Raw genomic sequence first — 12,915 nt, forward strand, 5'->3', positions numbered from 1 at the left:
GCTTCAAAGTCTCCCGGCAGGCGCATAAGGCGCCGGATCGATAATCGGCGCCCGCCCCAGCATCACATCGGCAAACAGCTGGCATGACGCCGGCGCCAGCACCAGCCCGTTACGGTAATGCCCGCAGTTGAGCCAGAGCCCGTCAAACCCCGGCACCGGGCCGATATAAGGAATGCCCTCGGGTGATCCCGGGCGCAATCCGGCCCAATGCCCCACCACTTCGGCATCGGCCAGCGCCGGGATCAACTCCACCGCGGACGCCTTCAGGCTTTCCAGTGCCGACCCGGTCGGCGTCTTGTCAAAGCCTTCATGCTCCAGCGTACTGCCGATCAGTATGTGCCCGTCGCGCCGGGGAATCGCATAACGCCCCTTGGCCAGGACCATGCTCGGCAGGAAATCCGCCGCACACTTGTAGAGAATCATCTGCCCTTTCACCGGCTCGACCGGTAGCGTCAGATCAAGACTCTTGAGCAAATCACCGCTCCAGGCCCCCGCCGTCAGGACGACTTGATCGCCCAGGACAGTACCAGTGGAGGTCTGTACGCCGACCACTTTGTTGCCGTCACGAACAAATCCGCTGACTTCGCACTGCTCATGGATCGTCACGTTCGGCAGCGCCAGCAACGCGGCCTTGAGCGACTTCACCAGACGCGGATTGCGCACGTTGGCGACGTCGGCCATGTAGATCGCCCGGGAAAAGCCACTACCCAGCACCGGCACGGCGTCGTGTGCTGCCGAAATATCCACCGCGCTAAGCGGGCGATTTTCCCGGGCGGCCCATGCCAGGGCTTCAGCCTCGTCATCCAGATCCAGCCAGTAAAGACCAGTGGTGTGCACTTCAGGATCAACGCCAGTGGCGGCAAACAAGCGCTCGCCCAGCTGTGGATAAAAGTCCTGGGACCAGTGAGCCAACGCGGTGACCGCCGGGCTGTAGCGCCACGGGTAAAGCGGCGAAACGATGCCGCCACCGGCCCAGGACGATTCCTGGCCGACGTTCGAGCGATCCAGCAGCACAACGCTTTGCACTTCGGAGGCGAGATTGAAGGCCGTCAGCAAACCAATCACCCCACCGCCGACAATCACCACTTGCTGTTGCCTGGTCATGTTCTGATCCCATCGTTAAATAGACAGAGGGTGCAAAAGGCACCGGAAAAAGTAACTCAGCGCCCCCAGCAGTCTTTGCTGGTCAGGCCGGATTTCGCGTTGACCATTCCGAGCACACCGGTGTTGGTGATGGTCAGATCACCGCACTTGTCGGTGGCCATGCTCGAGTCAGCCTTGCGCACCGCCGTCAGCAGAAAGGCCTGGTCGGTCAGGGTCGGTGTGATGCTGTAGTAATCATTGCCGGCACTGAGGCCCGTCGCATCGGTGTAGGCATTTTTCTGCGAGTAGAAGCGCTCCAAGAGCTGCGCCTGCTCCGAGAGCAGACCGGCTACTTCTGCGCGACGGCCCTTGTTCAGGTATTCGGTGAAACTCGGGGCAGCAATGGTCATGACAATACCGATGATCGCAATCACGATCATGATTTCGATCAGGGTAAACCCGCGGTTGGAACTACGCATGCCTCAATTCTCACTCACTGTATTTGTCGCCACATGATGCGACGGCTGCCGCCGGATTTTTCCATCCCCGCAGTACCGTCACCTGTGGAATCGTTCACGACCCCGCCATTGTCGCTGGCGTCCTGGGTCGAATGCTCTCCGATAAAGATCACGCCATCGGATAGCGTGTCGCTGTTGTCGACCACTCCATCGGTGTTGCTGTCGAGCATCTTAACGCTGATCGCATCGGGCAGCTTCAGGCAGACGGCCTTCAGCCCCTGATTGCTGTGATAAAAACCGTACCAGTTGCCATTGGCCAGGCAGGTTGGCCGGTTCAGCGCTGGCGAATCCGCTGATGTGGCAGCGTGCGCCGACATCGACAGGTCAAGCGCGACGACGACAGCGAACAGTTGTGACCATAACCTGACAGGTCGCTCAGTACTTCGCATAGATGCTCTCCACCACACTGCGCGAATGACCCGCGATGCCCACTGCCGTGACCCGATACAACGTTGCCGGGGTATTGATTGGCACATTCACCGCATTTCGGCTGACACCGATGTTTTGCACGCCATAAAAGCCCTTGCCCGATGCAATCCAGGTCACTCCGGAAGTGGCGTTGAAACCGGCAGCGATAATAGTTGAAGACTCGGACGGTGGTGCACATTGAACGATGCCGCTGCAAACAGGTAGTGCATAACTGTCCCGTTGCACTGCACTCTCTCCCACCCGCAATGCTGCTTCGGCACTCTGAAACGACTGGTTGCGCAAGGCGACGCTACCGGCCATTTTTTCCTGCAGGGTGGCACTCTGCATCGATGAAAGACCAATCAGCGTGAGTAAGAGCAAGAACACCAGACTGACCAGCAGTGCCATGCCGCGTTGGGTGTAATACATCATGGGAGAACGATTCATTGGCGCTCCCTCATGGCAAGCGGTTGCGCAGAGCGGCAACCACGTTGAAGGTTTGATCGCTCACCCGGTGGTTCGGATCGAAGAGGGTCAGGCTCAGGCGAACGCTACGAATCAGCGCAGGGTCCGGCGGGCTGCTGCTGTAGCGTGAAGCAGCCAGATCAGTGGCAGTGCTGGCCAAGCCAAAGCTCACGTCAAAAGCGCTTACATTGCTCACCAATACCTGTGGTTTTGCAGACCCACTCCTCATAAGCAGTTGGTTGTTGCTGAAGCTGTAAGTCAGTTGCCGTATCGGAAAGACCAGTTGCCCTGCCACTGGAGGCGGACCGTCGCTGTAGGCCGTCGAATTGTTTCGACAATCGGAAAGCACGGTCCAGTCCGGTTTGCTGCCATTGCCGCCGACATCCGCCGTAACCAGCGTCAACTTGCGGCCGCCGTTTTCCCAACGGATCGGCGTTAGCTGATTGGCATGGAAATCACCTTTCTTACTTGAATCGGTGATCGTTTCCAGACAACCGAACATCCCGACCATGCGGACTTCCTGAATCATTTTGCTCAACACGAAACGTGCGTCCTCCTGCATGTTCGCGGCCGCGTTCTGGCTGAGATAAGTGTTCTTGGCCGCGATGAAAACCTGCACCACGCCCAGCACCACGATCAGGCTCAATGCCAGGGCGATCAGCAACTCGACCAGGCTAAAACCTCTGCTGCGGCGACTCACGGGATCACCACCGGATCAATGGCCGCGCGACTGCTCAGGACGAAGCTGCGCCGCGAATCGGCAGCCTTCGCAGCCCGTGAGTCGTCCCAGGTAATCGTGATGGTGTACACCTGCTGATTGACGCTGACACTGCCCGTCGCGGATGCACCGAGTGAACTGACAATGTTGGTGTTGAAGTCAAACAGGTCCTGATCCCGGGTAACGTCCGGGTTGCCCGAAGCCGGCGGCTCAATGGTGTAGTCCGCAGCGGCGTTGGCGCGAATGCGGTCCATCAGGTCGTAGGCGATAAAGCTGGCCTGGCTGGTCATGCGCGCGCTGTCCGTGTACTTCAGCGCATTGAGCTGAAACGCCGCCGCCCCCAGCAGGCCCACTCCCAGAATGACTAATGCCACCAGGACTTCGACCAGCGTCATACCTTCCTGCGTACGTTTGCTCCGTGCCCTCATCCGCAACTTCCACCCAATAGAATTCGTCCGTTCAAACACACCGTCAGCGTCCTGCTTTGTGCTCCTCGCCCATAGCTGATCAGCACCTCTGTGGACGGTGATGACAATCCGCCCATGCTGTTGAAATCGATGGCAGTGACGCCAGAGGTTAGCGCCAGAGTTGCGCCGCTGCTCATCGCCGGAACAACCCGTAATACATTGGCCAAAGCGCCAGTACCGTCGTAAATCGCCAGTTCCCCACTCCAGACATCCCCACCCGCCGTCGGGCGCACCCGTGTGGTATTGCCCCGATCGATGGCTTCGAGCCGGGCAAAATTCAAAGCTCGCTGCAGGTCCGCGATTTCGGTATCAGCCCTGGTTGTTTGCGCCGAGCGGGTAAACGCCGGGACGGCCATAGTCAGCAGAATCAGAAGGATCGCGAGCGCGACCAGCAACTCGATCAGCGTGAAACCTTTTGTAGGATGATCCATCGGGGCCTTCTGTTTCCTTCGGCTATACCTGCTCTTGCGCGGCACAACATTCGAGCGATGCGGTGCGTTTGCGTTGTCACTTCTCGCGCAGGGATTGCGCGAGCCACAGCACGCCACGGAGGGAGATGTCATGCGGCAACAAGGCTTCAGCCTGATCGAACTGCTCATGGGACTGGCAATTACAGGAATTGTTCTGCATCTGGTCAGCCCGACGTTCGCAACGCTGGTCGAGTCGAGCCGAAGAGAGCAAGCGGCACAGGCTCTTTTCAGTGGTATTCGCACCGCCCGGACCGAAGCCATCGTCCGCAACCAGGCCGTGGTGATTCACGGCATCAATGGCGACTGGAGCCAAGGCTGGCGGATCATTCTGGATATCAGCGGCAAGGGGGATATGGACAGCGACAATCCACTGCTGGCCGAACGCCAGAGCGGCGCACGAGTGTCGATTGTGGGGAACGGTCCGGTCGAAAGCTCAATACGATTCAGAGGCCAGGGCGAGCCACTGTTTGGAGGGACATTACACATTTGCGCAGTTCGCGAACCGATAAGCCGACATCAAGTGGTGTTGGCACGGACCGGTCGCGTCAGCCTGCGCAACGACAAGGCTGAACAGGCGTTATGCGAAGAAAGGAATAAATTCAGAGCAACGAGCGAACGCGCAGTTCTTTAGGCATCGAGAACGTGATGTTCTCCTCGCGACCGGCCAGTTCATCGGCACCGGTGGCACCCCAGGCCTGCAACTGCTGGATCACACCGCGCACCAGGACTTCCGGGGCGGATGCGCCAGCGGTGATGCCGATACGCTCGACGCCGTCAAACCAGCTTTTTTGCAGGTCTTCGGCACCGTCGATCAGGTAGGCCGGAGTGGACATGCGTTCTGCCAATTCGCGCAAGCGATTGGAGTTGGAGCTGTTCGGGCTGCCGACCACCAGCACCACGTCGCACTCGTCGGCCAGTTGCTTGACCGCGTCCTGACGGTTTTGCGTGGCGTAGCAAATGTCGTCCTTGCGCGGTCCACCAATGGCCGGAAAACGCGAACGCAGAGCGTCGATAACGCGGCTGGTATCGTCCATCGACAATGTGGTCTGGGTCACGAAGGCGAGCGCTTCAGGGTTGTTCACCTGCAACGCCGCGACATCTTTCTCGTCTTCGACCAGGTAGATCGCGCCACCACTGCTGGCATCGTACTGGCCCATGGTGCCTTCGACTTCCGGGTGACCGGCGTGGCCGATGAGAATGCACTCTCGGCCGTCACGGCTGTAGCGCGCCACCTCAATGTGGACTTTGGTCACCAGCGGGCACGTGGCGTCGAACACTTTCAGCCCACGGCCAGCCGCTTCGCTGCGCACGGCCTGGGAAACGCCGTGGGCACTGAAGATCACGATGACGTCGTCCGGCACCTGATCCAGCTCTTCGACGAAAATCGCACCACGGGAGCGCAGGTCTTCGACGACAAATTTGTTGTGGACCACTTCGTGGCGCACGTAGATCGGCGGCCCGAAGACTTCCAGGGCGCGATTGACGATTTCGATCGCCCGGTCCACACCGGCGCAGAAGCCACGGGGGTTGGCGAGTTTGATTTGCATGCTGTGCCTCGTGTCTTGCGCGCAAGAAATATCGAAAACAGAGAAAAACTAGTGTGGGAGCGGGCTTGCTCGCGAAGGCGTCATCACATCCAACATTCTTGCTGACTGACACACCACTTTCGCGAGCAAGCCCGCTCCCACATTTTGACCGTGCTCGGTCAGTTACAGCGCTTTGACGGAAATGATTTCCACGTCAAAGGTCAACGTCTTGCCCGCCAGCGGGTGGTTGAAGTCGATGGTCACTTGCGCGTCATCGAACTCTTTCACCACGCCCGGCAATTCAGTATTGGCCGCATCGTTGAAGATCACCAGCAAGCCAGGCGACAGCTCCATGTCCTGGAACTGGGAGCGCGGGATGATCTGCACGTTTTGCGGGTTCGGCTGGCCGAAAGCGTTTTCCGGCTCGATGCTCAGCGTACGCTTGTCACCGGCCTTGAAACCGAACAGCGCCGCTTCGAAACCTGGCAACAGGTTGCCGTCACCGACCTTGAAGGTCGCCGGGGCCTTGTCGAAGGTGCTGTCCACCGTGTCGCCGTTCTCCAGACGCAATGCGAAATGCAAGGTGACTTCCGTGTTCTGGCCGATGCGTTGCTCAGCCAATACCTGTTCAGTCATGAACGGTTTCTCCGGTCTTTTTACTTTTGAACATATCCAGTGCCAGCATGACAGCACCTACAGTGATTGCACTGTCGGCAAAGTTGAACGCCGGGAAATACCAGCGGTTCTGCCAATGCACCAGAATGAAATCGATCACATGGCCAAGGGCAATGCGGTCATACAGATTGCCCAGCGCACCGCCGAGCACCAGTGCCAGCGCAACCGCCAGCCAGGTCTCGTTGCGCCCCAGACGCTTGAGCCACACCACCAGCACCGCACTGACCACGACAGCGATCAACGCGAACAGCCAGCGCTGCCAGCCGGAGCTGTCAGCCAGGAAGCTGAACGCCGCGCCAGTGTTGTAGGCCAGGGTCCAGCTGAAGTAATCGGGGATGATTACGATCTGCTGGTACATCTGGAGCTTGCCTTCGAAGTAGAACTTGCTGGCCTGGTCGATGACCAGGACCAGCAAACTCAACCAGAGCCAGCTCAGCCGTCCAAAACGGCCAACGGCATTAGGCATAGTGACGGACCTCGCCAGCGCCGCTGATGTTATCCACGCAACGGCCGCAGATTTCCGGATGCTCCGGGTTCACGCCGACGTCTTCACGGCAGTGCCAGCAACGGGCGCACTTGGCGTGGCTCGACTTGACGATCTTCAGCTTCAGGCCGCTGACTTCGGTGACCACGGCATCGGCCGGTGCCTGCACCAATGGTGCAACACTGGCGGTCGAAGTGATCAGTACGAAGCGCAGTTCGTTGCTCAGCTTGGCCAGGTCGGCGGTCAGCGCGTCTTCGGCGAACAGCGTCACTTCGGCTTGCAGGTTGCCACCGACAGCCTTGGCTGCACGCTGGATTTCCATTTCCTTGTTGACCGTGACCTTGACCGCCATGATCCGGTCCCAGTAAGCGCGATCCAGCTCGAAGCCTGCCGGCAATTCGCTCAGGCCTTCGTACCAGGTGTTGAGCATGACGGACTCGTTACGCTCACCCGGCAGGTACTGCCACAGTTCGTCGGCGGTGAACGCCAGGATCGGCGCGATCCAGCGCACCAACGCCTCGGAGATGTGGAACAGCGCAGTCTGGCACGAACGGCGGGCCTTGCTGTCGGCGCCAGTGGTGTACTGACGGTCCTTGATGATGTCGAGATAGAAGCCGCCCAACTCCTGCACGCAGAAGTTGTGGATCTTCGAGTACACGTTCCAGAAGCGGTATTCGCCGTAGTGCTCTTGCAGCTCGCGTTGCAGCAGCAGGGTACGGTCTACGGCCCAACGGTCCAGAGCCAGCATTTCTTCGGCCGGCAGCAGGTCGGTGGCCGGGTTGAAGCCGGTCAGGTTCGAAAGCAGGAAACGCGCGGTGTTACGGATACGCCGGTAGGCGTCCGCGCTGCGTTGCAGGATCTGCTCGGAAACCGCCATTTCGCCCGAATAGTCGGTCGAAGCAACCCACAGACGCATGATGTCGGCGCCCAGGGTGTCGTTGACTTTCTGTGGTGCGATCACGTTGCCCAAAGACTTGGACATCTTGCGGCCGGACTCGTCGACAGTGAAGCCGTGAGTCAGCAGTTCGCGATACGGTGCGTGGTTGTCGATGGCGCAACCGGTCAGCAGCGACGAGTGGAACCAGCCACGGTGTTGGTCCGAGCCTTCCAGGTACAGGTCGGCGCGCGGGCCGGTTTCGTGGCCCATCGGGTGCGAACCGCGCAGGACGTGCCAGTGCGTGGTACCCGAGTCGAACCAGACGTCCAGGGTGTCGCTGATCTTGTCGTATTGCGGCGCTTCATCGCCCAGCAGCTCGGCGGCGTCCAGCTTGAACCAGGCCTCAATGCCTTCTACTTCAACGCGCTTGGCAACGATTTCCATCAGCTCGACGGTACGTGGGTGCAGCTCACCGCTTTCCTTGTTCAGGAAGAACGGGATCGGCACGCCCCAGTTGCGCTGACGGGAAATGCACCAGTCCGGACGATTGGCGATCATCGAGTGCAGGCGCGCCTGCCCCCAGGCCGGAACGAACTGGGTCTCTTCGATGGCTTTGAGCGAGCGCTGGCGCAGGGTGTCGCCGGTTACCGGCTGCTTGTCCATGCCGATGAACCACTGCGCGGTGGCGCGGTAGATCAGCGGGGTCTTGTGGCGCCAGCAGTGCATGTAGCTGTGTTCAATGATGGTGGTGTGCAGCAGCGCACCGACTTCGCTCAGCTTGTCGACGATGGCCGGGTTGGCCTTCCAGATGAACTGGCCGCCGAAGAACTCCAGCGAGGTCGCGTACACGCCGTTGCTTTGGACCGGATTGAGGATGTCGTCGTTGACCATGCCGTACTTCTTGCAGGTCACGAAGTCGTCCACGCCGTAGGCCGGAGCGGAGTGAACCACGCCAGTGCCGGCGCCCAGTTCAACGTAGTCGGCCAGGTAAACCGGCGACAGACGGTCGTAGAACGGGTGACGGAAGTTGATCAGTTCCAGCGCTTTACCGGTGGTGGTCGCAATGACCGAACCTTCCAGCGAGTAGCGTGCCAGGCACGACTCGACCAGCTCTTCAGCCAACACCAGCAGCTTGTCGCCGACGTCGACCAGGGCGTAGTTGAATTCCGGGTGAACGTTCAGCGCCTGGTTGGCCGGGATGGTCCACGGGGTAGTGGTCCAGATCACGATCGAGGCAGGCTTGGCCAGCGATGGCAGACCGAAGACGGCAGCCAGTTTGGCTTCATCGGCAATCGGGAAAGCCACGTCGATGGTCGAGGACTTCTTGTTCTCGTACTCGACTTCCGCCTCGGCCAGGGCCGAACCACAGTCGAAGCACCAGTTAACAGGCTTCAAGCCCTTGAACACGAAACCGCCCTTGACGATTTCGGCCAAGGCACGGATTTCACCGGCCTCGTTCTTGAAGTCCATGGTTTTGTACGGATTGGCGAAGTCGCCCAGCACGCCGAGGCGAATGAACTCGGACTTCTGCCCTTCGATCTGCTCGGTGGCGTAGGCCCGGCACAGTTCGCGGGTCTTGTCCGCGCCCAGGTTCTTGCCGTGGGTCACTTCGACTTTGTGCTCGATCGGCAGGCCGTGGCAGTCCCAACCCGGGACATAAGGCGCGTCGAAGCCCGACAGGGTCTTCGAGCGGATGATCATGTCCTTGAGAATCTTGTTCAGCGCATGACCGATGTGAATCGAGCCGTTGGCGTACGGAGGGCCGTCGTGCAATACGAACTTCGGACGATCCTTGCCAATCTCGCGCAACTTTCCGTACAGGCCAATGCTGTCCCAGCGCTGCAGAATCTGCGGTTCGCGCTGAGGCAGGCCGGCCTTCATTGGGAAGGCGGTGTCCGGAAGGTTTAGCGTGGCTTTATAGTCGGTCATTTAAGGCTCTTCATTAGCGATGGGCGCTAGGTGCGGCTAGTGCACGGGCGGCGGCGACATCCGCGTTGATCGCCGTTTTCAACGCCTCCAGAGAGGCGAAACGCTGCTCTTCACGCAGCTTGTGGTGGAAAACCACCGTTAAACGCCGGTCATACAGATCGCCGGCAAAATCTAAAAGATGCACTTCCAGGTGGGCTTTGCCATCACCTTGAACCGTGGGCCGCACGCCAATGTTGGCGACGCCGGGCCAGGTCTTGCCGTCGATATCGACATCCACCAGGTAAACTCCGGTGAACGGCACGCGACGACGCTTGAGTTGTATGTTGGCGGTGCGCGTCCCCAACTGCCGGGCGAGCTTCTGGCCATGCAGTACCCGACCGGCAATCCGGTACGGCCGCCCGAGCAGGCGTTCGGCCAGGGCGAAATCCGCGGCAGCCAGGGCGTTGCGGACCTGTGTGCTGCTGACCCGGATGCCATCCAGCTCGACGGTTTGCGCCGCTTCGACGGTAAAACCCTGAACGATGCCGGCCTGTTGCAGGAAATCGAAATCTCCCGCGCGATCACAGCCGAAACGGAAGTCGTCCCCGACCTCCAGGTGCTGGACGCCAAGGCCATCCACCAGAATGGTATCGACGAACTCGCTGGCGCTGAGTTTGCTCAGGCGCTGGTTGAACGCCAGGCACAGAACACGGTCGACGCCTTCGGCGGCCAACAATTGCAGCTTGTCCCGCAGGCGGGCCAGACGGGCCGGCGCGGTGTCCGGAGCGAAGAACTCGCGCGGCTGCGGCTCGAAAATCACCACGCAACTGGGCACGCCCAACTCGAGCGCACGCTCACGCAGCCGCGCCAGGATAGCCTGGTGGCCGCGGTGTACACCGTCAAAGTTGCCAATAGTGGCGACACAGCCCCGATGCTGGGGGCGCAGATTGTGGAGGCCTCGAACCAGCTGCATAACGCGCTTCTTGCTCATAAAGTGGTCGATTATAACCACACCCGGCGGCCGACGACAGGCAACACCGTAACCCAAAGTGATCGAGCCGACAAAACCGCCGGCTCGCCCGTGTTTATCGAGGCCTGAACCTCAGCCCAGCGTCTTGCGATTGAAGTCGCGCAAACGGAAGCCCATCAACACTAACATGCCGAAATAAGCCACCACACCCGCCGCCACCAACGCCCCCAGACGCAAGAAGCGTTCGAGCATATGCCCCTGATCCCAGGCCGGCATGAAGTGCATCGTACCCAACAGTACAGCGGACATCACTGCCACCGCGACCAGCAACTTGAAAGTGAACTTCGCCCAGCCCGGCTGCGGCTGGTACATCTGCTGCTTGCGCAGTTGATAGAACAGCAACCCGGCATTGAGACAGGCGCCGGCACTGATCGCCAAGGCCAGGCCCGCGTGAGCGAGGGGGCCGATCAGCATCAAGTTGAACAACTGGGTGAGCACCAGGGTGAAAATCGCAATTTTTACCGGTGTACGGATGTTTTGTTGCGCATAAAAGCCAGGGGCCAGCACTTTGACCACAATAATTCCGAGCAACCCGACCGAGTAGGCGATCAGGGCACGCTGGGTCATCGATGCATCAAACGCATTGAACTGGCCGTACTGGAACAAAGAAACCGTCAGCGGCTCAGCCAGAATCCCCAATGCCAGGGAGCAAGGCAGCACCAATACGAAGCACAGGCGCAGGCCCCAGTCGAGGATGCGCGAATACTCGTGACGATCCTTGTTGGCGTAGGTCTTGGCCAGGGTCGGCAGCAGAATCGTCCCCAGGGCCACGCCCAACACGCCGGACGGCAGTTCCATCAAACGGTCGGCGTAATACATCCACGACACGGAACCGGCAACCAGGAACGAAGCGAAGATGGTGTTGATGATCAGCGAAATCTGGCTCACCGAGACACCGAGGATGGCTGGCAGCATTTGCTTCATTACGCGCCAGACGCCGGTGTCGCGCAGGTTCAGGCGCGGCAGTACCAGCATGCCGATCTTTTTCAGGTGCGGCAGCTGATAGAGCAATTGCGCCAGGCCGCCGACCAGCACCGCCCAGCCGAGCGCCATTACGGGCGGATCGAAGTACGGCGTCAAAAACACCGAAAAGATGATCATGCTGACGTTCAGCAGGGTCGGCACGAAGGCTGGCACCGAAAAGCGGTTCCAGGTGTTGAGGATCGCACCGGCCAACGACGACAGGGAAATCAGCAGGATGTAGGGAAAGGTCACCCGCAGCAGGCTGGATGTCAGTTCGAATTTTTCCGGCGTGTCAGTGAACCCCGGCGCGGTCACCCAGATGACCCACGGCGCGGCGATCATGCCCAACACCGTGACCAATGCCAGCACCAGCGTCAGCAGGCCCGAGACGTAGGCGATGAAGGTACGCGTCGCCTCTTCACCCTTCTGGCTTTTATATTCGGCAAGAATCGGCACGAACGCCTGGGAAAACGCCCCTTCGGCAAATATCCGCCGCAGCAGATTGGGCAGTTTGAAGGCGATAAAGAAGGCGTCGGTCGCCATTCCCGCGCCAAATGCCCGCGCGATGAGGGTGTCCCGAACAAATCCCAAAATCCGGGAAAGCATCGTGATAGAGCTGACGGCGGCCAACGATTTGAGCAGATTCATGGAAAGAGTTTGTGCCTGTCGATAAACAGCAGGCGAACTACGCGCCTACTTGTGCGATACTCCGCGCCGCAACAGCACAGAGCCAAAGCTCGCGAGTTTACAGGTCACACGCCGGAAAGAAATATCCCGTCGCACCACGCCTACCACTTAGCGGAACGTTTCAAGTGCCCTTGACAAGACTTCAACTCATCGGCATGATTCGCGGCCTATTTTGTTTGCTATTTCCTAAAAAGTCTTTCGAGGAGCTCGACGGTGGCCAACTCACCTTCCGCCAAAAAACGTGCAAAACAGGCTGAGAAGCGTCGCAGCCACAACGCCAGCCTGCGTTCCATGGTTCGTACCTACATCAAGAATGTAGTTAAGGCCATCGACGCAAAAGACGCTGCCAAAGCTCAAGCCGCTTACGTTCTGGCTGTGCCAGTTATCGACCGTATGGCCGATAAAGGCATCATCCACAAGAACAAGGCCGCTCGTCATAAGAGCCGCCTGAATGGCCACGTCAAGGCCTTGAACGTTGCCGCTGCTGCCTAAGCGACTCGTTCATTAAAAAACCGACCTCAGGGTCGGTTTTTTATTGCCTGCGATTCAGTGATTTCGACGCAAAAAAATGTGGGAGCGAGCCTGCTCGCGATGACGGATTAACATTCAGCACTTGTGCTGGCTGGATATCCGCTA

General features: G+C 59.4%; 15 protein-coding genes. 2 read left to right on the top strand and 13 right to left on the bottom strand.

The window, feature by feature from the left end; translation table 11 throughout:
- Positions 1–3: 3 nt before the first annotated feature.
- Genes thiO through AC1DVE_RS21600 form a run of 7 tightly spaced genes read right to left on the bottom strand, consistent with a single transcriptional unit; the run spans position 4 to position 4,090 of the window.
- Positions 4–1,104 (bottom strand): glycine oxidase ThiO, encoded by a 1,101-nt coding sequence (gene thiO, locus AC1DVE_RS21570; RefSeq protein WP_477784171.1) that lies wholly within the window; start codon positions 1,102–1,104, stop codon positions 4–6.
- A gap of 56 nt (positions 1,105–1,160) precedes the next feature.
- Positions 1,161–1,562 (bottom strand): type IV pilin protein, encoded by a 402-nt coding sequence (locus AC1DVE_RS21575; protein WP_223454814.1) that lies wholly within the window; start codon positions 1,560–1,562, stop codon positions 1,161–1,163.
- Positions 1,563–1,576: 14 nt separating this feature from the next.
- Positions 1,577–1,918: a hypothetical protein gene (locus tag AC1DVE_RS21580; protein ID WP_223454812.1), complete on the bottom strand. Its 342-nt coding sequence runs from the start codon at positions 1,916–1,918 to the stop codon at positions 1,577–1,579.
- Between the two features lie 58 nt (positions 1,919–1,976).
- Positions 1,977–2,456, bottom strand: a complete 480-nt coding sequence (locus AC1DVE_RS21585) for a pilus assembly PilX family protein (RefSeq protein ID WP_223454810.1) — start codon at positions 2,454–2,456, stop codon at positions 1,977–1,979.
- Positions 2,457–2,466: 10 nt separating this feature from the next.
- The gene (locus tag AC1DVE_RS21590; protein WP_223454808.1) at positions 2,467–3,174 is read right to left on the bottom strand and encodes a PilW family protein; all 708 of its coding nucleotides are present in this window, start codon (positions 3,172–3,174) and stop codon (positions 2,467–2,469) included.
- Complete coding sequence (gene pilV, locus AC1DVE_RS21595) at positions 3,171–3,620, bottom strand: type IV pilus modification protein PilV (RefSeq protein WP_223454806.1); 450 nt, start codon at positions 3,618–3,620, stop codon at positions 3,171–3,173. The genes AC1DVE_RS21590 and pilV overlap by 4 nt, the downstream gene beginning before the upstream one ends.
- Positions 3,617–4,090 carry a GspH/FimT family pseudopilin gene (locus AC1DVE_RS21600; RefSeq protein WP_223454804.1) on the bottom strand — a complete coding sequence of 158 codons (474 nt, stop codon included), beginning with the start codon at positions 4,088–4,090 and terminating at the stop codon, positions 3,617–3,619. Before AC1DVE_RS21600 ends, pilV begins: the two co-directional genes overlap by 4 nt.
- Positions 4,091–4,220: 130 nt before the next feature.
- On the opposite strand from AC1DVE_RS21600, the gene AC1DVE_RS21605 reads away from it, so the two are divergent.
- Complete coding sequence (locus tag AC1DVE_RS21605; RefSeq protein WP_223454802.1) at positions 4,221–4,760, top strand: GspH/FimT family pseudopilin; 540 nt, start codon at positions 4,221–4,223, stop codon at positions 4,758–4,760.
- Here AC1DVE_RS21605 and ispH read toward each other — a convergent pair.
- The 6 genes from ispH to murJ all read right to left on the bottom strand — a co-directional run bounded on the left by ispH (position 4,729) and on the right by murJ (position 12,240).
- Positions 4,729–5,676, bottom strand: a complete 948-nt coding sequence (gene ispH, locus AC1DVE_RS21610; protein ID WP_223454801.1) for a 4-hydroxy-3-methylbut-2-enyl diphosphate reductase — start codon at positions 5,674–5,676, stop codon at positions 4,729–4,731. The genes AC1DVE_RS21605 and ispH overlap by 32 nt on opposite strands.
- 162 nt (positions 5,677–5,838) lie before the next feature.
- The gene (gene fkpB, locus AC1DVE_RS21615; protein WP_172435403.1) at positions 5,839–6,276 is read right to left on the bottom strand and encodes an FKBP-type peptidyl-prolyl cis-trans isomerase; all 438 of its coding nucleotides are present in this window, start codon (positions 6,274–6,276) and stop codon (positions 5,839–5,841) included.
- A 7-nt stretch (positions 6,277–6,283) separates the two neighbouring features.
- Entirely contained in the window at positions 6,284–6,796 is a 513-nt protein-coding gene (gene lspA, locus AC1DVE_RS21620) for a signal peptidase II (RefSeq protein ID WP_007970932.1), read from the bottom strand.
- The gene (gene ileS, locus AC1DVE_RS21625) at positions 6,789–9,620 is read right to left on the bottom strand and encodes an isoleucine--tRNA ligase (RefSeq protein WP_477784172.1); all 2,832 of its coding nucleotides are present in this window, start codon (positions 9,618–9,620) and stop codon (positions 6,789–6,791) included. The genes lspA and ileS overlap by 8 nt, the downstream gene beginning before the upstream one ends.
- Before the next feature lie 13 nt (positions 9,621–9,633).
- Complete coding sequence (ribF, locus tag AC1DVE_RS21630) at positions 9,634–10,572, bottom strand: bifunctional riboflavin kinase/FAD synthetase (RefSeq protein ID WP_046041774.1); 939 nt, start codon at positions 10,570–10,572, stop codon at positions 9,634–9,636.
- A gap of 129 nt (positions 10,573–10,701) precedes the next feature.
- On the bottom strand, positions 10,702–12,240 hold the full coding sequence (murJ, locus tag AC1DVE_RS21635; RefSeq protein ID WP_223454797.1) for a murein biosynthesis integral membrane protein MurJ: 1,539 nt from the start codon (positions 12,238–12,240) through the stop codon (positions 10,702–10,704).
- 252 nt (positions 12,241–12,492) lie between these two features.
- Here murJ and rpsT point away from each other — a divergent pair, with 252 nt between their 5' ends.
- Positions 12,493–12,771 (top strand): 30S ribosomal protein S20, encoded by a 279-nt coding sequence (gene rpsT, locus AC1DVE_RS21640; protein WP_007970922.1) that lies wholly within the window; start codon positions 12,493–12,495, stop codon positions 12,769–12,771.
- Positions 12,772–12,915: the final 144 nt, after the last annotated feature.

It is taken from the genome of Pseudomonas sp. P4_B4 (genome assembly GCF_056402255.1).